Below are 21,110 nucleotides of genomic sequence, written 5' to 3'. Positions count from 1 at the left end.
CAGGACCGCGGCGATCGCTCCCATCAGCACGTTTCTCTGGCGCCAACTGGGTTTCGGTTTTCCGGGAGTATTCATGCCTGCTACCTGTCTCTGCGGATGACCCCGGCAGACTGATGGATCGGCGACGGTGCGTGCGTGCAGGACATGTGCAGGCGACGTGCAGAGCACCGACACCCATGTCGATTTCCGGCACACTCGCTCGTCAGATCATCAAAGCCCTCCTTGATTGCGGACCCCATGCCTCCCATCCTCACCGCCTTCGCCACCTCCCCCGACCGTGGCCAGGGCCTGGCCCGTGACATGCGCGTGCGCTGGGCACTGGAGGAACTGTCGGTAGCCTATGACGTACAACTGCTCACCTTCACCGAGATGAAGCAGCCCGTACACCTGGCACGCAATCCGTTCGGGCAGATTCCCACCTGGCAGGAGGGCGACCGGACCCTGTTCGAATCCGGCGCCATCGTCCTGCATCTGGCCGAACAGCACCCCGGCCTGCTGCCGCGCGACCCGGACGCCCGCATGCGCGCGATCATGTGGATGTTCGCTGCGCTGAACACGGTGGAGCCCCCCATCGTTGAGCGCTCCATGGCCTGGGTGCTGGAGCGCGAGCAGCCGTGGTACGCACAGCGGCTGCCGCTGCTGGATGAGCGGGTTCGGGCGCGACTGGCGCAACTGTCGACATGGCTGGCCAAGGCGCCGTGGCTGGACGGCGATTTCAGCGTGGGCGACCTGATGATGGTCTCGGTGCTGCTGCGCCTGAAGAGCAGCGGGCTGCTCGACGAGTATCCGACGGTGGCCGCCTATGTGGCCCGCGCGACGCAGCGGCCCCCCTACCAGCGCGCCTTCGCCGCGCAGCTGGCGGTGTTCCAGAACGGGTAGTTCCACGCCATGCGTGGAAACACTCAGCGCAAGCTGCGCCGGCAGGTGGCCTGCACCAGCATCAGCTGCGCCACCAGGATCAGCATTGCGCAGCCCGACAACAGCCAAGGGTCGATGTACCACTGCTCATTGAAACTGAAGTCGCCTGCGGAAATGCGTTTCCAACCGTTGAAGTGCTGCATCGCTGCGACCACGAACGCGAAGCCACCCGCTGTGTACGACAACCAGGGCACGATGAGGCTCCCCGGGCGCGCGAACAGCGTCAGCAGGCCGAGCACGCCGATGACCGTGCGCTGCACGCGGCAGTACGGGCAGACATAGGCCATCCCGCTCCATTCCACCGCCCAGGCCAGCAGGCTGACCAACATGCCCGCCACTGCGGCGGCGTGCAGGGCTTTCGGCGTGATCGTCATGCCACTCTCGTGTGCCATCCCGTGCTCCTTGGTTGAAAGACCCGGGCAGGGTAGCAGTGCTGCAGCGTCATCCCTTCTTGATGACGGTCCGCTTGCCGATGGTGCTGGTCCTGCCAGCGGTCGGCCTGGCCAAGCCAGGAATCAGGAAATCGGTGACCTTGTGGCCCATCGACACCTTGGACGCCAACCAGCGCGGCATGCGCCCGCGACCGGTCCAGGTCAGGCGCTTGTATTCCGGGTCGCGATACTTGGGCGCGACTTTGCCGGATTTACGGCGGACGGCTTTTCGGGCGGGCGCAGGTGTTTCCGAGGCTTGGCCGCCAAAGAGTTCTTCAAGGGTGTAGCCGGCTTCGGCGGCGGCGGCCTTCAGCATCCGCCGCACCGCACTGGCCGGACGGCGGCTGGAAATCAGCTGTTTCCGCCGTTCAGCGGCAACCACCAGGGCACCCAGCTCGCGAAGGCTGAGCGATTCAATATCGATCGTCATGCGGGAAAGGTCTACTGCAGCGCGGCAGCTGTCAAGGCGCCCTGCCCGGCGCGTAGACACGGGCTTCACCGCCGGTGGGCTCCGATCGCCTGCGTCGGCCATCTCCGAGGACCTCGACGTGAGCACTTCATCGCATTCGCTCGCCTACCTGCTTGCACGCATCCTGCTGATGGCCCTGTTCCTGGTCTCCGGGCTGGGCAAGCTCGGCGATCTCAGCGGTACCCAGGGCTACATGGAGGCAATGGGAGTACCCGGCATCCTGCTCTGGCCGACCATCGCGTTCGAAATCGGCAGCGGCCTGTGCATCCTGCTCGGCTTCCAGACCCGGCTGGTGGCGGTCGTGCTCGCAGGCTTCAGCCTGGTCACCGCTTTCATCTTCCACCACAACTTCGCCGACCAGACCCAGCAGATCATGTTCCTGAAGAACCTGGGCCTCGCCGGCGGCTTCCTGCTGCTGGCGTGCACCGGGGCGGGACGTTACAGCATCGATGGGCGTGGGCGGCGCGGATGAGCGCGCGGCATGCCGCCATCACCCCTGGCCCATGGGCGCGACGCGCCGCAGGCGCAGGTTGCGCCATGTCGGCTGGGAGCCGCGAAAATCCACCGCTTCGCCATCGCTGGTGAACAACAATCCTGGCTCCACCTCAGCAACCAGGCGGATGCCATCGATGTACAGCCAGCCGTGTCGTTGCTCCAGCACAACGAACATCGATGGTTTGCCCCATTGGTCAACGCGATAGCGTCCCAGCCAGGGTTGCCAATGGGGCGCCTGCGGCCCGGTGGGCCCATCGATGGGATCGTTCTGGTCCAGGCCATCCTCGCCGTTGCTGCATTCCAGGTACGCCGGCAGCATGTCCGTCGCCGCATGGTAACGGTACGTCGCAACCTCTCCATCGGTGTCCACAGTGAAAAGTTGATCGCCGTCGATGGCCGCAAAGCGGGTACCCTCGGCGTGCGCCCCTCGATGCAGTTGCAGCTCCCCGTTTCCGGCAACCCCGATCTTCGCCTTGCCGCTGCGCCCGATCCAGCTTCCCGCCATCTGCTGCATCTGGTCCTGGGTCAACCTGATCGGCGCCAGGCTTGATAGGGGCACACGCGGCTGACGGGGCCCGAAACGCGCCGACAACAGCTGATCGAGCAGACGCTCGCCGATGCCGTACCCCGCAGACGTCGCGCGATTGAACATCGCGGCAAATCCAGCGTTTGCCTGCCTGCAGTAGGTGAACACGCACCCGAATCCGAAGCCCCCGCCGCGGTGGTGCAGCAGCCGCACCGGTGTACTGCCGTAGAGGCGTTCGCTGCGCATGACACCGAGCCCGTAGTCGCCGCCCAGGCCGAAACCATGCATCTCGTCCCAGAGACGGGGCTCAAGCAGTTGCTGCGCACCGGATCGGCCGCCACCGAGCAGGAAGCCAAGATACTTCGCCATGTCGGCGGCACTGGTCCACACGCCTCCCGACACCACCAGCGGCGTCACCGGCGGTACCTGCGTATGGCCTTCCTGGGTTCCCAGTGCCCGCACCTTGCTTGCCAGGTAGACCGACGCATCGGCCGTACTGTCGTGCATTCCCAGCGGCTCGAAGATCCGGCGCTGCAGCCAGGCCGGATAGCTGATGCCCGCAACCTGCTCAAGGACATGACCGGCAAGGTCGAAGCCCAGGTTGGAGTAGCGATAGCGCGTACCCACCGGAAAGCGCAGCCATGTCTGCGAGATGCTGCGGACGTGCGCATCAAAGCCCGGCGACGCCGGTTCGTAGTTGTTGCCCAGTGGCGCCTCGTGCGTGAATCCCGCGCGATTGGCAAGCAGCAGGCGCAGGCTGATGCGCCCCTGTGGAGCATGCTCGAAGCGGCTGCGCACCGTGAACGACGGCAGATAGCGGGTAATGGGCGCGTCCAGATCAAGGATGCCGTCCTGCACGGCCAACAGCACCGCCACCGCCGCGAAGTTCTTCGAGGTGGACTGGATGCTGAACATCGTGCTGGCGTCTACGGGCACGCTGCCCTGGCCTGATACGTGACCGAAGCCTTCAGTCCAGCGCACCTGCCCGCCTTCGACCAGGCAGACGGCAACGGCACCGATGCCGCTGCCGTCCATGGCCGAGCGGATCACGCCGCGTTCCGCGTCGATCAGGCTCGCAGTGGTGACGGTTGGCTGCGTCACCGCAGCAACGCCGGTGGGCATGAGCGTGGCCGCCGGAACGGCAGCGGCGTTGGCCAGGAAGGTGCGACGACTGAGCGTACCAGGCATCAGATCACTCCACTTCAGGATGCCGCCATCTTCCCGCCAGCAGAAATGGCAGGCCATGTGTCATTCGGCACAGAGTGCGGTGATCGATGAAGCTGCACCTTCGCCGGCTGCGCAGGCCTCAGCCCGGAGGGGGCGGCAAGCGGATTCCCTGCGCCAAAACAAAGGCGCGGGACTCGCTCCAATAGGCCTGTGGCGGTTCCCGCAGCTCGGGTCGCGCCCAGTAGTCGTTGCCATGCAACGCGCTCATCACATGGCACCAGCCGTCACGCGGATCGTGAACCTGAAATCGCCCGCGATGATGGCGCGGATGATACGCGTAGTGGCCAAGCGCCTCCTGGCGCGCTTCATCCGGCGAACGACCCGCCTGATGGACCAGCGTCCATGCACGCATGTGGCGTGCATGCGCAAGCGCGCCAAGGTACTCGTCCTCATCCAGCAGCGGCACCTGCTCACCGCGGGCCAGGCACAGTGCGTCCGATTCGGCTTCGTAGTCCAGCGACGGATGCGCCAGTTCCGGGTGCTGCTGCCAATACCCTTCGCCCTTCACGTGCAGCATCGCCCAGTGCCAGGGCTCGTCGTGGAAGATCAGCGCGTGTTCGTATTCGCGGCCGGGGCTCTGGTCGGGATAGCGCTTCCGTGCCTGTTCGAGCGCCTGCGCCTCGGGCACCTGGCCATAGTGGACCAGGCACCAGGCGAACAGGTGCCGGCTGTCTTCGATTTCGGTGGCGAAGTCTTCCACCGGTGTATCGGTGTTGGGCATGGTCGATCCCTGTGTGCGGATCAGATGGTACCGACGCTGCAGGGTGCGTGGGGGGCGGGGGCAATGAGATCTGCAACAAGTCGTGCGAGGTCGCGTGGGGGCCCATCACGATTCGAATCTGGAATCGACGGAGTATGGGACCTCTACAGCGCTTCCACGCGCCTCCACAGACCTTCCGGCCGTAGTCCACGCGGCTGATTCCCAGGCCCCGCGACCATCTTCGCTCATCTTTGTGCACCTCCTTCCGCTGACAAAAGGTCGCCGAGCGGTCGCCAATGGGCGCAATGAAGGGAATGCTCGGAGAGAACGGACTGGCCACCTTGCCGATCGGCAAACGGGCCTTGGATCCAGCGTCGCATGGTGTGGGCTGCCCGGATGTGCGGAAGCTCGCCGGCGGTGGGCTCAGGTTCCGCTGCAGATACACCAAGGCCAACGGTCAACGCGATCGCGTCGCGGCCGCACCACGAGGGAGGGCGCAACCTTCGCGGTGAGATCGCAACTGCGGCGGCCGCCGTCGGGCTAGCGAGAGAACAAGCCAATTGCTACCGCGGCACGGAATGGCCATTTTGCCACTCATGCGCTCGCCTTCCGAGGAAGGGTATTTGTCGCTTTACGTCCACCGATGCGTGATTGAGAACACCCAAGAGCCAAGCGTAGCCAGCTGCAACGAATTTCTGGTTGACAGTGAATTTCACCCCGCAATATGAAACCCCGGGAATCGAGAGGCAGGGGATCAGCGCCGAAATCAGTTATCACCACGGCCCGAGGTCCAGTCCATCGCAAAGCTCCGCCACGACAAGGGAAAAAGAATCAGGTGAAGATCAGTAGAAGTCTCACATATGGAATGTTCGTCATCGGCGTAGTCGCAACCATTTCCTGGTCGACCTGCAGACCATCCGATGTCACAGGAAGCAAAGGAGATGAGGTTCCTCCCAGTGAAAAAAGCACTTCGCCAACGCATGTCGCATCTGAATCAAGCATTCATCAATCCTTGCGTTCACCACACCAATCCATCGAATCAACAGTGGCTTTGGGTGGCAAGGCATTTCTGCTCAAGATCGAAACACCTCACTACGAAGGCGACGCCTCGGAATACATTGACAGGCGCATCACGGCTGCACGGGCGGGCGATGCCCAGTCGAGCTATGAGATCCATAACCGCATTGCCAGTTGCAAGCGAGCGCTTAACTCAGGTGATGCCGATGAGTACAAGGCCTACGCATCAGTGGGCCTGGGGGAGCAGTACTCAAGGAAAATCGATCAGGAGATTGACCACTGCCAAGGGCTGATAGGGCGAACGGAACTCGGAGATGAGAATTGGCTCTCTCTAGCTGCCGCCCAAGGGTCGGTCGAAGCGAGACTGATCTTCGCCAAAGACCCGAAAGCCATCATTGGAAACTTGACCGAAGCGCTCAAGGATCCGGAACGAATAACCAATTATCGAAGGTATGCGATTGATTATCTAAATGAGTCGGTTTCACAGGGAAGCGTCGACTCGATTGAAGCCCTTGCTGACATCCATGACCGAGGGATCATTGCCGATAAATCCCCTGAAAATAGCCTTGCATACTGGCTCGCATATCAGCGCGCGCACCCCAATAGCCAATCGACGGCATCCATTGCGAGACTCTCCAAACTGTTGCAGCCCAACCAGATAGAGCGATCCAACGAGATGTCTGAGGCTATATACAGATCCTGCTGCTTGTAACCCAACAGAAGTTTCCTACTCACCCAACATGGCGCACGATGAAAGCAATTATTTCGAAGAAATGGTTGATTGCAACCTCCCTGGTTGTCGCAATTGCTGCCCTTCCCGTGGCTTATGCGATTTGGCCCTTTGATCCTGCCCCCACCGTCTTTGGCCCAGTCAGCTGTGGTACGTGTCAGTTGCAGGCTCGAATTCCAGACAATGCCACGAAGGCGTTCCTGAATAGATACAGAGATGTAACAAACCAGCAGAGAAAGGGGGGATTCGAATTCTCAATTCAGGCAGGTTCCAAAGTCATCGTCTGCAACGCGACGCACTGCGCTACCTACGAGTTGACAGACAGCAATGACTGGAATGGAACCAACCAGGAGCCCATCACGCGTCCACCCTCCAGTCGCGGCGGCGCTGGCGCCGGCAGCGGAGGAGGTAGCGGTGGCACGGGCGGAGCCAATCTGGGTGGAGGCTGCCACGGCAACTGCGGAGGCAGCGGCAGCGGAAGGGTAACGGTCAAACCGATTACTCCTATTCGCCCGAGGTAGCTTTGGAAACGCAGAACAGATCAGGCAAGCGGGATCACCACGTCCCGCAAGTAGGGGGGGGCATAGGCAATGGGTGTGCGCGCAGTGCACTACATCACCCTACCAAATGCTCGCAATCACCACTTTTGCCACTCAAGATCCCGCTGCTCGCGCCAGCCATCTGGCTCGCGTTCTAGTTCGTAGAGATCAAAGCTCGACCGACACCCATTGATGAGGAGCGCGTTCCGCTCATCCAACTGCGGTTCGACTAGCCTAGCGAAACTCCGGTCCTCGGTCACCGATACGACCAGACGATACTTTGGCCGCACCGTCCTGGTCCAAGCAAGCATCCGCTGCAAGTGACTCCAGAACGGGGCGAGCGTTGCTACCTCATGATGATCCAAGCATGAAGGTTGGGGTGCACACGCTTCCTGCCAGAATAATTGCCCTTGTCTCGAGAAGAGCACCGCCGATACTCGCCTCTCCATTCCAGCAACATGATCTACACCAGATGCCCAGTCCACCGTCCATCACCGACATCAGCTCAGATATGAAGCGGAACTGCTCATGATCCCAAGTCGCTCGAATGCTCAACTTGCGGCAACCTTACTTCGCAGTCCTATCAACGTTTTCCTCTTGCCCCCATAGCTCGCCCCTTCCAACTAAACGAACAATCTAACACTGCGCGAAATCTCCCAGATTCGCTATCAGGTGGGGGTTCCGACCCGTGCATCACAAGACGCTGTGCTAGATTCGGGACAGTGTTCCTGGCGCGAGAGGTACCTTCATGGATGCATGGCTCAACAAATGCGCTACTTCATTAAGGCGCGGAGATCGGAGTCACCTCCGGCTTGCAGCGTATCGCTGCCTCTCAATAGCCGTTTCAGCGTTGATACTGTCAGCGTGTTCGAGCGGTGCCTCACCAACCCCATCGCATAAATCTAATCAAAGACAGTCCGTCAAATCAGGGAGTGAAATTGGTATGGAGCGATTCAAGAACGACATCGAGCGCCTGTCTAGTGTACGTTTTGATGATGTCGACGCGTTAAATGAACAGCTCCACACGCATCTGGGAGAGCCGACACGCCAGGACGTGATGGACGAACGGATCGCAGAACACGGAATGTTGGGCGACCTTGAGGTCCGGAACATCAGGCTGAGAAGTGCTGCTGACGATCCTGCACTCGCGAACCTGATCTTTGAGATCGCACCACCAAGCATTGCGCTCAAGGAAATCATCTGGGAAAACTCGACCAAACATCCACCTCGGCCTGACGCGCCTGGCTCTCGCCCTTACTGGTCTGCGCAGGTGAACGATGCAAAGGTCGTGCTCGGACTCGATTCCGATAACGTGACGCTGACCTACATATCGATCAGTCAGCGCTGATCCCTGTTATTGCGAAGGAGCCGGAGCATGGAGCGTACTGAAGAATCTGGACTGCCACAGCCGCAGGAGGGAGGCCGCCCAGGAGCCACACGGCGTCCCGCATCGCCATTGGACGACCCCTCCTTGGCGCCGCTTCTAGCAAAATCCCCAACACTTCAGGCGGGCCTCACCCAGGCGAGGCGTGAAGGTATCGTTATCCAATGGGGGGCAGCCGGTGAAGGCACTTATCTTATACCCGGCGTCAAGATCGTTATTGACGAGAATGCGATTGGGCAAGGCTCAAGGATCGCAAGTTCTCTTGCTCATGAAGTTGGGCACCATCTCTTCACCGAACCCGAAAATCGAACTTCTAAGCAAGCCTATGTGAACAGCGAGCTGCGAGGAGAAGCCGCCGCGACTCTCAGCAATGTCCAGGTCCAGCGTGAGATCGTTGCAGCTGGCGGTCCAGATATTGGCGTTTCCGGCACAGGTAATCGTCCACAACAATACGGAACCATTGCGGCGGAACTCCAGGCCGGACGGATCAACCGTAACCAAGCACTTGGGCAGATCGCTGAGGTGTTCAAGACAGAGGCGCCGTCTGTTGGTCCTCATGCGACATACGAACTCTACTATGGCGACTACTACGATCGGGAAATAGCACCCACGCAACGGCGGCGTAGGCCAGATCCAGAATTTGACGCCGAGCGCATTGCGGTTGCGGGAAGAGTCGGTTCGGACAGCGACGACTCGCCCTCACGGCAGCGAGCATCCTCCTCAGCCCCTGAACTCGGCGATGCTGACCGCTCTCTCTACATGCAGATTAGGGCAGGTGTGGAACGCCTGGACGCAGAGCATGGGAAACCCTGGGACGAGTCGAGTCAGCGCATGTCTGCAAGCTTGCTGGTACTGGCGAAGGAGCAGGGCCTTTCACGGGTTGACCATGTTGTCTTGAACAACCCGACAGAGAACCTAGCTCGAGGTGAGAGGGTCTTCATAGTCGAGGGAGCAATGGACGATCCCGCCCATCGTCGAGGCCATATGAATACGATGGATGCGCTTCGCGCACCGGAGGCGGAATCGCTCCATCGCGCTGATGCGTTGAGCCAATCACAAGCAGCGAGCCTTGAACAACAACCGGCACAGCAGGCACATACGCGAGACGGGCCATCGTTCTCGAGATAAAGCCGTCACTGTGCTATCGGCGCCATTCATTCCACCGCCTTGGCCCAAAAGTGAGCGCCCACGCTGCAGCTCGGGCGCTCTCGAATCATCATGCGGTCGCCTCCAGTTCGAAGGGTTCGAAGCGGATCACGTCCTGGCCCAGCCACTCGTTAATAGCTGCCATGCGCGTCTGCAGCGGCGCCAGTTCCATCGCCGCCCACACGCCCGCCGCGTCGCGGATCGACCCAAGCCCGCCACTGTTCTGCGGCACGATACCCAGAAGCTGCGGTGGCACCCGGAGCACCGCCGACATGTCATCGCGGGTCACACTCTTGATCCCGGTGAACTCATCTCGGACCGCCACCTCACTGACCGGGATCACCTGCAAGCCGTCCTTCTTCCCATTGGGCGAGTGCACGAACAGGTTCTTGAAATTGCCCGGCCCGCGCGACTGCCGCAGCGCGTCGCGCAACGCGTCCACGTCCAAGCCCTCGGGTTGAGGGTCGGTCATGTAGAGGATGTAGCCGGCGTGCGAACCGTTGTTGTAATACTTCCGGCGGAATAGCGTGGCCGACTCGTTCAGCAGCGCGGCCTGTACGGCTGGCATCCACTCCGGCAGGCCGTAGATCTCCTGATCAGCATCTGCCTCTCGCAGCTGGAACACCTCACCGGCGGGAAACTCATGCTCTACCCGTCCGGAACGCACCGGGAAGAACTCACCGGGCTGCACGCCACGGCGCACGTACTGCGCCAGCGGCACCGCCAGACTGTGCGCGGCTCCTGACATGGGGCGGCGACGCTCGACATACCCCATGCCGAAGGTGGTGTAGTCCAGCGCCAGCTGCGAGAACGCCTCACGGCTCAGCAGCCGGTGCTGTCGGAACGTGCGCACCAGCATGTTGCGTTTGAATGTCAGGCCGCTGTGCAGGTACGGGTTGGAGCGCGTTGTGCGCGACAGCCCTTGCAGATCCACCGGTGGCTCGAAGTAGCGGCCATTGCGCCAGCATTCGAGGTAGTCGAGGAAGCCGCGTGATTCCAGCACAGGGCTGGCCTCGCCAAAGGTGAAGGCTTCGATACTCACCGGCGGCGCGGCGATGGCGCTCTGGTCGGTGTCGGTCATCAGAAAATCTCCATGGTGCCGCGCGCAGCCCGTCCGCCTTCCAGCGGCTCGCTCTGCAGCGCGTGCGTGAGTGCCCAAGCCAAGTCAGCATGGCCGGTGGTACGCGAGCGCCCGGCGGTGTAGGTCACCTGGCGCCCGCTCGGGGTGATGGTTTTCTGGATCGCCAGCAGTGACTGCGTGAGGTCGATACAGCCGGCGTCGTATTCCAGCCGTTCGTCATTGATTACGTCATAGGCTTTCAGCACCAGCCGCGCTTTCACCTCGGGCGAATAGTTGAAGACAGTCACGCCGGGGAAGAACTGGCGCACCAGCTGAGCAACGCCGGTGCCCATGCCGGTCGCATCCACGCCGATGTAGGTCACCCAATAGCGCTTGGTGATCTGCTCGATGAACGCCGCCTGGTCTTTGAACTCCATGCCCTTGAACTGGTGGCGTTCCAGCACGCGGAACTTGCCCCCAGGCACCAGCGGCGGGGCCACAACCACGATGCCCGCGCTGTCGCCGGTCTCAGCCGGGTCGTAGCCGATCCACACGGCGCGGTCGCCGTAGGGCCGGACGGCAAACGGCTTGTGGTCGTCCGCCCATTCGACCCAGCTATCGACCTGGCAGGGCTGCAGCATCGTGAGCGGGAACACACTGGCGCTGTCGTCCACGAACTCGCACATCAGCAGGTTGGCGAACTCCTCGGCGCTGTAGTCACGGCGCAGTTCCTCGATATCGAACAGGTCACAGCCACGGTCCGCCGCGTCCAGCACGGTCACGATCTGGCGCCAGATGGCGTCCTCGCAGGGCCTGCCACCCATCAGGCGCGCATGGCTCACGTCCAACACCGAGGGCAACCGTGGCGACAAGCAGGATGCGGCCGGGCACAATCGCCCACCACTACGGGCCGCTACGATCACGACTTGCCAGTCGTGAAACCACCTCGCAAGCGTTGAGTTTTCCCGCGAATTTTCCCGCCGGCACAAAAAAGGCACTTGGGCGTAAGCCTAAGTGCCTGTTTTTTTTTATGGTGGCCCACCAGCAATCACATTCATTCCCCAAGAGATTGTTGGGGAAGAACTTTTCTCGGGCGGCCAGCTGCGGTTACTCGCACCGTTACTCACATTCCCCAGAAGGGGACTGGATTCGAAGCCTGACGATCGCTGTGAGCAGTGAAGCAATAGTCCCACGCTGTACAGGAAAGTACTATCCAGTCTTCTTCATCGCGCCGCGCGTGGGCTGACCTCCATGGGCCGTGGCGACAATTGGCAGGGGACGTAGCCGATGGCCGCTACACAGAAGCCGGGACGCGATGGCGTCAAGTATTGGCGAGCCGTAGACGCCATTGAGGCCTTGGGCAGCGCGTCGCTGGCCGAGGTCGAGGAGTGGGACCTGTCGCGCCACCCTCACGACCCGCTGGGCAACGCCCGCGCTGACCTGGAGTTGTTCACGGTCAATTCGCCCAGCCGAGTTCACTACAACTACTCGCGCACGAACTGGCGAAGCGACCAAGATCACCCGCACGACCGCTTGTTCAAGCTGGTCGATCCCGGCCCGCCGCGGCGCACGCGCTACGTTCTGTTCAATCCAGCGGACCACGGGCACGTGGACCTGCAAAAGGGTGGCGACGGAAAGTGGAAAGCCAGACCCCTGATCATGGACGATCAGGCGCGGGTGGAGGCAGACGCGCAGGCAGGCGCGTTCACCGCTCCAGTGGACAGCGACCAGGACGCCCGCGTGTGGGCGATGCGCGCCGTGGCCCAGCGCCGCGGCCAGCCGTTGTTCCGCGCCAAGCTGCTGGACGCCTACGGCGGCCGCTGCGCCATCACCGGGTGCTCGGCGATTGAAGTGCTGGAAGCGGCGCACGTGCTGCCCTACAAGGGCATACATACCAACCGGGTGGATAACGGCCTGCTGCTGCGCGCCGACCTCCACACGCTTTTCGATTGCCAACTACTGTGGATCACCCCCGTGCATACGGTGGCCTTGGCGCCGTCCCTGCTCACCACCGACTACGCCGCCTTGCAGGGCAAGGCGCTGGCCTTGCCCGCTTCACCGGCCCACCGCCCCAACGCGGCGCACTTGGCCGATCACGCGGCGCGGTGCCAAGCTCGCCACTCGGGGCTCTAAGCCGATGCGACTCTTCGACCTGCTCAAAGTATGGGAGCCCGCGTTCGACGCGTCGAAGGCCAAGGTCCACCTGGCGCGCTACAACGGCAACGAGCGGCCGCTGGACGTGTTCCTGGAAGGGAAATTCGACTGGTGGCAGCGCTGGCAGACCAAGCGCAACTTCCAGCGCGAGTTCGTCGTGTCGCTGGTCAACGCGGGCTCCCCCACGCGCTGGCTCTACGCTGGACTATTCCGATCCATCGACTATGTGGAAGAAGCCGACCCAAAGCCCCACTACTTCTACACCCTTGAGCGGGTGCCCTCCTGCGAGGAGTGGGTCGGTCGCCTCTATCTAGAAAGCGTCTACACGGGACGGCCTTCCTACCTCCGCGGGGAGACTTTGGCAAACGATCTCACTGTGGTCGAACTGCTACCCTCGCGACTGTCGATCGCAGACTTTCCAGGCTTCAAGGCGGTGAACCTCACCAAGGCGCAGCTGGACATTGTGGTGCGCAACCAGTCCGCCGCCTGGAGCGCGGCCTTGTCGTCGGTGAAGGGGGTCTACGTCATCACCGACACGGCCACTGGCCGGCTCTACGTTGGCAAGGCATCGGGCGCCGACGGCATCTGGCGGCGCTGGTGCGCGTATGCCGCCAACGGGCACGGGGGCAACGTCGCCCTGCGCCAGGAGTTCGGCATCGAGGCATCCGAGGAACGGCGGCACGCCTTGCGCTTTGCCGTCCTGGAAATCGCTGACCTGTCGGCAACCGAGGCCGATCTCTGCGAAAGGGAGAGCCACTGGAAGTCCGTTCTGCTATCACGCAACCACGGCTTCAACCGGAACTAAAAATGCCCCTTGGGTCACTCGGTCGATTCAAAAACCGCGTCGAGCGCACCAGCTCACAGGTCGCCGCGTTAAGCTTCTCAGGTACATGAGTCGATGTCGAAGGTAGTGCGTGTGGAACAAAAGAGCATAGAGGAAACCCTGGCAGGACTCGCGGCTACGTTCGACAGGACACCCGAGACGTCCAACCGCAGCGACGTCATCTTCTTCAACGGGATAAAGCGCGAAGCGGTGATCGCGCTGCTGGATGCAGCCCACTCCGCCATCCAAGAGAACCAAGAATCTGCTGCCTGGTCCTATCTCGTCCAAGCATCGGAGCAATTGGGCTACCTCATTGGCATCAATGAAGCCGAGTCCCTGGCTACGCCAGAACAGGCCATCAATGCGAAGCTAGAACAATATGGCCGCAAAGGCGGATTGAAGAAGGGCGAGAACGCCAAGCAGCTTCAAGACGCTGTCGCCAGCAAACTCATTGCCGCCACACCCAAGAACGGATGGAAGAGTCGCCAGGAGGTCCATCGGCGGTTCTTTGAAGTGGCCGACGAAGTTCCCGGATTCAGTGCAACTGACTATCAGTGGCGTGCGCTGCTCAAGCGAAGCGACGTTAAAAACGTTCTGCCGGCCACCAGCAGACGAACCCGCTGAACACCGCCGCGGGCACTGATCAATGCAGATTCGTAGGGATTCAAGCCGTGAGCGGCAACGCTGGCGCCACGATTTCGTTGAATAGCGGCTATTAGATAGCATCATAGCTGCTATAAAAACGTATAGCACCTGCTAGGGATCGGCACTTTCTCTCCGAATTTTTAACGTGTGTCCAAGCATCAGCTTGCCGACACACTCATGAATTCGCAGCGACTCCAAATCATTTCCCTGCTCGAGACGACGAAGCGCCTGAACCTCGCGCGCTCCACGCTCTACACGCGTCTCGATCGGAAATCACCCTACTTCGACCCTGATCTGCCGAAGCCCGTGCGCTACGGCTCAAGCGTCGGATTCATTGAGCACGAGATTGACGACTACATCCTTGGCCTGATGCAGGCCAGAGGGGGTGTGGACTGACAGTAGATGCGCGACTGGTTCGCGACTGTCCTGCGGGGCGCTGCTCTAGACGCTCCCTGCCACACCCCGCCACTCACAACGTGGCGAATCACTTCACAAGAATCTTGGTACAGAAAAATGCAGCACGACATCAACAATGACCTTCAGTCCGAAGCCGACGACATCATGGGAGCGCTTCGGGAATTGCAGTCCAACCCTCAGCACCGAAAGGGGCAGCTGTTCTCGCTGCTTTATCCGGCAATCGTCGAAATGCTCGAGAAGAACGTCACCCAAAAGGCGATCCTGGCCACCCTCGCGCAAAGAGGGCTGAAGCTCCATCCTGCCCGCTTCAAGGAGATGATGGCGACGGAAGCCCAGAAGATCCGCGGTATTCCTGGCTCCGGCGGTGCCGAGGAGGGTACGGAATGAACACTCCCTACTTTCCTCGCGCCTACCCCATCCACGCCATGTACAGCGTCATCCGGGACGCGATCCTGGAAGTCCAGCACAACCTGAAAGCGCCCGACGCGCTGATCGCCGGTTCGTTCCTCACGGCGATGTCCATCGCCTCGCAGGGAGATGTGGATGTCGAACTTCCCACTGGCCAGATCCGCCCGGTTTCGCTGGATGTCCTGATCATTGCCGATTCCGGCGAACGCAAGTCTGCCACCGACAGCATTGTTGGCGCGCCCATCTACGAGCACGACGAGAAGGTGGCACGGGATCACGTCCAGGCCGTGCTCGCGCACAAGGCAGATCGGCGCCTTTGGGATGCAAAGGAGGCGTCCCTGCAACGCAAGGTGGCCAAGGCACTGGACAACGGCACGGACGACGACATCGAGCAACTCCGTGAAGAACTCATCCGCCATGGCGCGCGTGAGCCCGCCAGACCTGTCCTCAGTCGCATCGTGCACCAGAACATCACCGAACGCCCCCTGATGGAAAGCATGCAGGGCGATGGCAAGTCGATTGCAATCCTGAGCGATGAAGGCGAAATCGTGCTCAAAGGAGGTGCAATGAACAAGCTTGGCACGCTCAACAAGGCTTGGGACGGCGCCACGACACTGACCTTGGATCGCGCGGACGACAGCATCGTGGTCACCAATCCCCGCCTGACCATCAGCATGATGGTGCAGGAACGGGTCTTCAGGGAGTTCATGAACAAGCGGGGCGAGATGGCTCGCGGATCAGGTCACCTTGCGCGATACCTCGTCGCTTGGCCCGCGTCCACACAGGGCTTCCGTTTCATGTCACTTGAGGAACCTGCCTGGGAGCAGCTGCCCCGCTTCCATCAGCGTGTAAGCGAGCTTCTCGCGGCGGCACATGCACGTCGTATCGCCGGTGATAACACCCGTAAGACGCTCGCGTTCAGGCAAGAGGCGAAAGAACTTTGGGTGCAAACTCAGAACGCGATTGAACCGCGCCTGCGTCAGGATGGTGATCTGGCCAGCATTCGGGACTTCGCATCCAAATCGATGGAGATCACGGGGCGGGTTGCCGCAATCCTGCATCACTTCAGCGCACAAGAGGGCAACCTGATCAGTAAGGAAACTCTGGAGCGAGCGCTGGAAGTCGTGGGCTGGCACTTCCAAGAATTCCTCGATGTATTCGGAGACAGGAATCACGAACCTGAGCAGGCTAGGGATGTTCGTACTCTGGCCATGTACCTGTGGAGGCGCTACTGGTGTGCAGGATATGGGGTAGCTTTGCGCAACGAAGTGCGAAAGAACGGCCCGATCCGGAACCAGGGACGCTTCGAAGCGGCGCTCCACCAACTGCAGATGGAGGACTCTGTTCGCGTGATGCATCAGGACGCCGCCCGAGGAAAGGGCAGGCTCTGGATCCACTTGAACGGGGCTGTCTTCAGCCAGGTCACCACCTAATAACGAGACCCTGCCAACTACAGCAATGGAGGCCGCCCCGTTTATGGGGCGGCCTCGTTCATTACCCGTCCGCCGACGGGCCTGCACGAGGTGCGATTCTGCTACAGGTATCGCAAATCGCCCCCAGTGCAGGCCTGCCGGCACACCGCGAGGGTCATGGCACGGACCCGCCAGCCCATCGGCGCCCCCAAGGCAGATCAGACGGAATCGCACCTGCCATTTCGACGTAACGAAACGTATTGGGCCTTCTCTTGCGGTGACATCCCTCGGATCCTCGCCGGCCCGAGATGGCGTTCAGCCCTTCTATCAGCACCCTGCTCCTTGAGCGTCCGGTGATCGACCCTCGCAGCATGCCCGTTGATCTCCAAATGCTGATTGATGGTATCCGCCACCAACTTTCGCATCGCAATGACCTCGTCCCTGAGCTGCATTCGATTGCGTCCTCCACTGGCCTTCCTGCGCCCACCATCTTCCGGACGCTTGCTGTTGTGCCGAGCGAAGAAGCGGTCTGCAGAGCGCTCGATTCCATCATCCATGCGATCACACGTCATCAGGTGGAGATGTGGATTGGCCTCACCCTCCAGCGAAGAGGATGGAGCATGGACTGCAAGCTGGTATGGCTTTCCAGGTGTCAGCTTCGCAACGATATCGTCCACCAAGGCCGCGTTCTGCTCTGATGTCAGCTCTGTAGGCAGCGCGATGATCGCCTCGCGGTAGGCGGCACCGTTCTTGCGCTCGTACTTGTCCGCGGCCCTCCACATAACCTTCGGATCATTGGCCGCCCAATGCGGCAGGTTTCCATGGCTCGTATGAACCAGATCATCGCGTCTGCGATGAAAGCCGTTTCTGGCGATGTAATCCGCATGACCACCTGCGGTTCCTTTACCTCCACTCTTGATTTGAAGATGAAACGTTGCCATCGATGCACTACCCTTTTTGCTGGTTGCGGAAATGAAAAGACCGGCCAGGTTGCCTTGGCCGGTCTTGAGCAATTGAAATGATCCGTGAGGAAACGGTAAGTGCGCGAAGGCTTTGCCCCCCCCCTATCACTATGGGGACAACCCAGGACTGATTACTGCGGATTACCACTCATCGAATCTATCCCTGCTCATAGGGTAGTGTTACGCGGGTGAAAAATTACTTTCACTGGTTCGTGGAACTGAAGACAGATGGCGCGAGTTAGTCACTTCAGCAACTTAGCCAGATCTGCAACGATACTGGCCTGAGGGGAGGCCTACTGACTCGCGTCAGTGAAGCATCCGCGCACTGCCGCTGGCAGCACCGACAAACAGATAGGCGAACACGGCATCGCCCTTGCTCACCACCTCGTCTTCGGAATAGCCCATGTCGGCCATTCCGCTGGCCCACAGGTGGTTCTCGATCTCGTGGCGCAACTGCGCCTGCTTGGCAGCCATGTCGCGCAGGTGACTCATCAGCAGCTTGCGCTCCTCCAGCCTGGCCAGCAGCTCGACGGCCGCCCTCTTGACCGCCTCGCGATCCTTCCGGCCGAGTGACTTCTTCCGCAGCAGGTCGAACACGGCGAGCTGTTGTTCGGTCTCCAGACCTTCCCGCTGAAAGCGCCTCGCTTCCTCGTCCATCTCGTCATGGGTGGCGAACAGCTCCCCCATTACTTTCTGAATCTCCGCCTCGTCCTTGTCGGCGTTGTACTCCGCCACGATACGCTGGAACTTTTCGTACAGGTCGACCCGCGTCGGGTTCTCCTCCAGCATGGCCTTGAGTCGCTCGTCGATCTTCTCCATGAGGTTCATCGCGACCAGGTTCTTCTGCTTGATGTTCTGGAACTCAACCCGCAAACGATCGAAGTCGATGGTGCTCAGATCGAACTGTGCAGGCGCCTTACTGGCCCTCTGCTCCAGGCCGATCCCGAGATCCACCACGTCGTAGAAGCCCTGTAGCAACCCGGTGATGTCCGGCGACGTACGTGCTGCCTGCAGCTTGTTGTAGATGGCATTGAGGGCGCTCTCCTGGGCGTCATAGGCGAACAGGCCCGGATTCGGGAACAGACCCCGGTACTTGGCGGCAACGTCCTCCACGATCACCATGAACGTTTTTCGTCGCTCATTGCTGGCCGCGAGCAAGTCGCACGCCTCCAGGATCTTCTCGCCCTTGTCCATGCCCTGGGCCTCGATCACGCCCTGCAGCTCAAACCCGAGGTCGGTCAGGAACTCGGTCGCGTGCTGGATGCTCGCCGCATACTCGGCAATGGCCTCGTCGTCGTCCTCCAGATAACCTGGATCCTCGCCTTCTCTTACTTCGACCCTGCCGTCACGGTCGCCCTGGGCGAAGGTCGCCAACGCCTTGCGCAGGCTTTTGATCATACCGTTGTAGTCGATGATCAGACCGTTCGCCTTGCCCCCGCCGACGCGATTGACCCGGGCAATCGCCTGCATCAGCGTGTGGCCCTGCATCGGCTTGTCCAGGTACAGGGTGGCCAGTGACTTGACGTCGAAGCCGGTCAGCCACATCGCGCAGACGACGGCGACCCGGAACGGGTTCTCGGCCTTCTTGAAGTCCTTCTCGAGGTTGCGTGAGGTCATCTTTGCCCGGTGGGGCGCGATTTCGAGCGGCTCACCTCGATGGTTGGTCCATTTCCTGAACTCCTCCACCTCGCCCTGCTCGCTGGAGACCACCACGCAGAACTCGGTTTCGCGCATCCATTCCAGGCGTTCACGCTTTTGCTGCATGATTTTCGGGAAGGGGCGATCAGGGAACTTGGCGGTATAAGCCAACTCGTCGGCAACCAGCTCCTTCTCCAGCACGTCGCCCAGTACCTTCCACTTGTCAGCGATCAGGTCGTACATCTTCACGCAGGTGATCTTGTCTATGCAGACCATCAGCGCCTTGCTGTTGCCGCCGGCCACGGCATTGCGGCGCTGCGAGTAGTGCTTGACGAAATCCTCCGCCACCGCGTCGAGGCGCGTGGGCGAGGTGAAGATGGAGTACTCCTTGGCCAAGGTCCGGTAGAGCTTATCCTCCTTCTCGTCCGTCCAAGGGTCTTCCGCCGTCGCTCCGAGCCTGGCTTCCTCGATATAGCGGGTGATCTTCTCGTTCAGATCGTCATCAACGATCTTCAGCTTCTCGCCGTGGTTCTCGTACTTCAGCGGCAGGGTCGCACCATCGGCGACCGCGCGCTGGAAGTCGTAAACGGAGACGTAGTCGCCAAACACCTCTCGGGTCAGCTGCTTCTCCGCCGCCTCGATCAGTGGCGTACCGGTGAAGCCGAGGAACTTGGCATTGGGCAGTCCTTTGCGCATGTTCAGGGCCAGGCGCCCGTACTGGCTGCGGTGCGCCTCGTCGCTGATGACGATGATGTCGTCGCGCTCCGAATAGGGCTCGGTCACGCGCTCCCGGTACTTCTGGATCAGGGTGAAGACGTAGCTGCGATTGCTGTCCCGGAGCATTGCCCTCAGGCTGGCGCCGGTCTGGGCCTGGTCATGCTTCGCGTTGGCACGCCCGCAGTGGGTGTAGGTGCCGGCAATCTGGTCGTCCAGCTCGGTGCGGTCGGTGACGACCACAAAGGTATAAGCCGCTGACACCCTGCGCCTGATCTTCTCGGTCAGGAACACGATGGAGTATGACTTGCCTGAGCCCTGCGTATGCCAGAACACGCCGAGCTGACCTTTCGCCAGTTCGCCTTTTGCCTTCTCATCGTCCGACTGCAGGCGAGCGATGACGCGATTCACCCCCAGGTACTGGTGGTTGCGGGCAACAATCTTGCTGGCGCTGCCTTCGCTGGTATCGAACAGGACGAAATTCTCGACGATATCCAGCAGCCGCGCCTTGTCCATCATGCCGCGCAGCAGGATCGGGAGCTGCATCGTGGTCTTGGCCGGTTCTGGGTCGTTCTCATCCAGCCGCTTCCATTGGTAATGATGCTCCGGCGTGGCCGTGATACTGGCGTACTTGGCGACATGACCGTTGGAGAAGACCACGAACTGGTTCCAGTGGAACAGCTGCTCGATGGTGCCTTCGATCGCGGCCTGCTTGCCGGATTCATCGGTGCCGCGATAGTCGCGGTAGTTCTTCTTGTAGGCGTCGTTGTAGTCCACATCGAAGCGCTTGAGTTCGACGAACACCAGCGGCAAGCCATTGACGTAACCCACCAGGTCGGCACGGCGCAGGTAGTTCTTCGAGCCGCGCACCCAGAGCTCGCGCACGGCCTTGAAAGTGTTGTTGTCCAGCCCGCTCTCGCTAAAGTCCACAAGCCGCAGGCGGCGCTCCACGGCGCGTCCGGCCCGGTCCTTGAACCGGACCAGCGCGCCGTTGCGCAACAGCTCGTGCTTGTCCTGGTTGATCGCGACCAGAGTCTTGGCATGGTCGTGTGCGGTCGCCTGATCGATGGCCTGCTGGTAGGCCTCCTCCGGCAGGCCGGGATTCAGGCGTTCCAACGCTGCCCGCAGGTCCGGCTTGAGCACTGCCTCGGTAAAGCTGCTGCGCCCGGTGAGATGCGGCCTGTCCTCGGTTTCAGCCTGGGCATGGATCGATGTCCAGCCGAGATCGTCCAGAATCGCAGCAGCGTGCTTCTGGATCATCCCGTCTTCGCTGTAATCCCCCCTTGCGTTCATCC

General features: G+C 61.1%; 19 protein-coding genes. 11 read left to right on the top strand and 8 right to left on the bottom strand.

The window, feature by feature from the left end:
• Positions 1-237 precede the first annotated feature (237 nt).
• A complete protein-coding gene (locus A7X97_RS18705; RefSeq protein WP_111008295.1) occupies positions 238-879 on the top strand; it encodes a glutathione S-transferase family protein in 642 nt (213 codons plus the stop codon).
• Positions 880-902: 23 nt separating this feature from the next.
• On the opposite strand, the gene A7X97_RS18700 is transcribed toward A7X97_RS18705, so the two are convergent.
• Positions 903-1,310 (bottom strand): hypothetical protein, encoded by a 408-nt coding sequence (locus A7X97_RS18700; RefSeq protein WP_111008294.1) that lies wholly within the window; start codon positions 1,308-1,310, stop codon positions 903-905.
• Positions 1,311-1,359: 49 nt separating this feature from the next.
• Positions 1,360-1,779: an H-NS histone family protein gene (locus A7X97_RS18695; protein WP_111008293.1), complete on the bottom strand. Its 420-nt coding sequence runs from the start codon at positions 1,777-1,779 to the stop codon at positions 1,360-1,362.
• A 118-nt stretch (positions 1,780-1,897) separates the two neighbouring features.
• On the opposite strand from A7X97_RS18695, the gene A7X97_RS18690 reads away from it, so the two are divergent.
• Positions 1,898-2,290, top strand: a complete 393-nt coding sequence (locus A7X97_RS18690) for a DoxX family protein (protein WP_019660763.1) — start codon at positions 1,898-1,900, stop codon at positions 2,288-2,290.
• An 18-nt stretch (positions 2,291-2,308) separates the two neighbouring features.
• Here the strand turns inward: A7X97_RS18690 and A7X97_RS18685 are convergent, their stop codons facing one another.
• Both A7X97_RS18685 and A7X97_RS18680 read right to left on the bottom strand, forming a co-directional pair.
• On the bottom strand, positions 2,309-4,084 hold the full coding sequence (locus tag A7X97_RS18685; RefSeq protein ID WP_245885064.1) for a serine hydrolase domain-containing protein: 1,776 nt from the start codon (positions 4,082-4,084) through the stop codon (positions 2,309-2,311).
• Positions 4,085-4,145: 61 nt separating this feature from the next.
• Positions 4,146-4,787, bottom strand: a complete 642-nt coding sequence (locus tag A7X97_RS18680) for a hypothetical protein (RefSeq protein ID WP_088496110.1) — start codon at positions 4,785-4,787, stop codon at positions 4,146-4,148.
• 844 nt (positions 4,788-5,631) lie between these two features.
• Here A7X97_RS18680 and A7X97_RS18675 point away from each other — a divergent pair.
• The 3 genes from A7X97_RS18675 to A7X97_RS18660 all read left to right on the top strand — a co-directional run bounded on the left by A7X97_RS18675 (position 5,632) and on the right by A7X97_RS18660 (position 9,564).
• Positions 5,632-6,495 (top strand): SEL1-like repeat protein, encoded by an 864-nt coding sequence (locus tag A7X97_RS18675; RefSeq protein WP_146260260.1) that lies wholly within the window; start codon positions 5,632-5,634, stop codon positions 6,493-6,495.
• Between the two features lie 1,500 nt (positions 6,496-7,995).
• On the top strand, positions 7,996-8,400 hold the full coding sequence (locus A7X97_RS18665) for a hypothetical protein (protein WP_065196868.1): 405 nt from the start codon (positions 7,996-7,998) through the stop codon (positions 8,398-8,400).
• A 27-nt stretch (positions 8,401-8,427) separates the two neighbouring features.
• Complete coding sequence (locus A7X97_RS18660; protein WP_088496107.1) at positions 8,428-9,564, top strand: XVIPCD domain-containing protein; 1,137 nt, start codon at positions 8,428-8,430, stop codon at positions 9,562-9,564.
• A gap of 88 nt (positions 9,565-9,652) precedes the next feature.
• Here the strand turns inward: A7X97_RS18660 and A7X97_RS18655 are convergent, their stop codons facing one another.
• Both A7X97_RS18655 and A7X97_RS18650 read right to left on the bottom strand, forming a co-directional pair.
• Positions 9,653-10,663, bottom strand: coding sequence for a phage portal protein (locus A7X97_RS18655; RefSeq protein WP_111008291.1), 1,011 nt, complete (start codon positions 10,661-10,663; stop codon positions 9,653-9,655).
• A complete protein-coding gene (locus tag A7X97_RS18650) occupies positions 10,663-11,484 on the bottom strand; it encodes a phage terminase large subunit family protein (RefSeq protein ID WP_245885063.1) in 822 nt (273 codons plus the stop codon). The genes A7X97_RS18655 and A7X97_RS18650 overlap by 1 nt, the downstream gene beginning before the upstream one ends.
• Positions 11,485-11,929: 445 nt before the next feature.
• Between A7X97_RS18650 and A7X97_RS22195 the strand changes: the two genes are divergently transcribed.
• From A7X97_RS22195 to A7X97_RS18620, 6 genes are all read left to right on the top strand, one after another.
• Positions 11,930-12,775, top strand: coding sequence for an HNH endonuclease (locus tag A7X97_RS22195; protein ID WP_239544480.1), 846 nt, complete (start codon positions 11,930-11,932; stop codon positions 12,773-12,775).
• 4 nt (positions 12,776-12,779) lie between these two features.
• Entirely contained in the window at positions 12,780-13,601 is an 822-nt protein-coding gene (locus A7X97_RS18640; protein ID WP_111008290.1) for a GIY-YIG nuclease family protein, read from the top strand.
• Positions 13,602-13,694: 93 nt separating this feature from the next.
• Positions 13,695-14,243, top strand: a complete 549-nt coding sequence (locus A7X97_RS18635) for a hypothetical protein (protein ID WP_111008289.1) — start codon at positions 13,695-13,697, stop codon at positions 14,241-14,243.
• Positions 14,244-14,411: 168 nt separating this feature from the next.
• Positions 14,412-14,660 (top strand): helix-turn-helix transcriptional regulator, encoded by a 249-nt coding sequence (locus A7X97_RS18630; protein ID WP_111008288.1) that lies wholly within the window; start codon positions 14,412-14,414, stop codon positions 14,658-14,660.
• Between the two features lie 117 nt (positions 14,661-14,777).
• The gene (locus A7X97_RS18625) at positions 14,778-15,068 is read left to right on the top strand and encodes a hypothetical protein (RefSeq protein WP_099470527.1); all 291 of its coding nucleotides are present in this window, start codon (positions 14,778-14,780) and stop codon (positions 15,066-15,068) included.
• The gene (locus A7X97_RS18620) at positions 15,065-16,522 is read left to right on the top strand and encodes a YfjI family protein (protein ID WP_111008287.1); all 1,458 of its coding nucleotides are present in this window, start codon (positions 15,065-15,067) and stop codon (positions 16,520-16,522) included. Before A7X97_RS18625 ends, A7X97_RS18620 begins: the two co-directional genes overlap by 4 nt.
• Before the next feature lie 197 nt (positions 16,523-16,719).
• On the opposite strand, the gene A7X97_RS18615 is transcribed toward A7X97_RS18620, so the two are convergent.
• Both A7X97_RS18615 and A7X97_RS18610 read right to left on the bottom strand, forming a co-directional pair.
• Complete coding sequence (locus A7X97_RS18615; protein WP_204275145.1) at positions 16,720-17,514, bottom strand: MobA/MobL family protein; 795 nt, start codon at positions 17,512-17,514, stop codon at positions 16,720-16,722.
• A gap of 255 nt (positions 17,515-17,769) precedes the next feature.
• The gene (locus A7X97_RS18610) at positions 17,770-21,108 is read right to left on the bottom strand and encodes a type I restriction endonuclease subunit R (protein WP_111008286.1); all 3,339 of its coding nucleotides are present in this window, start codon (positions 21,106-21,108) and stop codon (positions 17,770-17,772) included.
• Positions 21,109-21,110 lie beyond the last annotated feature (2 nt).

The sequence above is a fragment of the Stenotrophomonas sepilia genome, from assembly GCF_003244875.1.
GTDB classification, from domain to species: Bacteria; Pseudomonadota; Gammaproteobacteria; order Xanthomonadales; family Xanthomonadaceae; genus Stenotrophomonas; species Stenotrophomonas sepilia.
This window is presented reverse-complemented; position numbering and strand designations above follow the sequence as displayed.

Coding starts and splice junctions, on each gene's coding strand:
- A7X97_RS18705 (WP_111008295.1), top strand. CDS start 238: ATGCCTCCCATCCTCACCGCCTTCGCCACCTCCCCCGACCGTGGCCAG.
- A7X97_RS18700 (WP_111008294.1), bottom strand. CDS start 1,310: ATGGCACACGAGAGTGGCATGACGATCACGCCGAAAGCCCTGCACGCC.
- A7X97_RS18695 (WP_111008293.1), bottom strand. CDS start 1,779: ATGACGATCGATATTGAATCGCTCAGCCTTCGCGAGCTGGGTGCCCTG.
- A7X97_RS18685 (WP_245885064.1), bottom strand. CDS start 4,084: ATGGCCTGCCATTTCTGCTGGCGGGAAGATGGCGGCATCCTGAAGTGG.
- A7X97_RS18680 (WP_088496110.1), bottom strand. CDS start 4,787: ATGCCCAACACCGATACACCGGTGGAAGACTTCGCCACCGAAATCGAA.
- A7X97_RS18675 (WP_146260260.1), top strand. CDS start 5,632: ATGTTCGTCATCGGCGTAGTCGCAACCATTTCCTGGTCGACCTGCAGA.
- A7X97_RS18665 (WP_065196868.1), top strand. CDS start 7,996: ATGGAGCGATTCAAGAACGACATCGAGCGCCTGTCTAGTGTACGTTTT.
- A7X97_RS18660 (WP_088496107.1), top strand. CDS start 8,428: ATGGAGCGTACTGAAGAATCTGGACTGCCACAGCCGCAGGAGGGAGGC.
- A7X97_RS18655 (WP_111008291.1), bottom strand. CDS start 10,663: ATGACCGACACCGACCAGAGCGCCATCGCCGCGCCGCCGGTGAGTATC.
- A7X97_RS22195 (WP_239544480.1), top strand. CDS start 11,930: ATGGCCGCTACACAGAAGCCGGGACGCGATGGCGTCAAGTATTGGCGA.
- A7X97_RS18640 (WP_111008290.1), top strand. CDS start 12,780: ATGCGACTCTTCGACCTGCTCAAAGTATGGGAGCCCGCGTTCGACGCG.
- A7X97_RS18635 (WP_111008289.1), top strand. CDS start 13,695: ATGTCGAAGGTAGTGCGTGTGGAACAAAAGAGCATAGAGGAAACCCTG.
- A7X97_RS18625 (WP_099470527.1), top strand. CDS start 14,778: ATGCAGCACGACATCAACAATGACCTTCAGTCCGAAGCCGACGACATC.
- A7X97_RS18620 (WP_111008287.1), top strand. CDS start 15,065: ATGAACACTCCCTACTTTCCTCGCGCCTACCCCATCCACGCCATGTAC.
- A7X97_RS18610 (WP_111008286.1), bottom strand. CDS start 21,108: ATGAACGCAAGGGGGGATTACAGCGAAGACGGGATGATCCAGAAGCAC.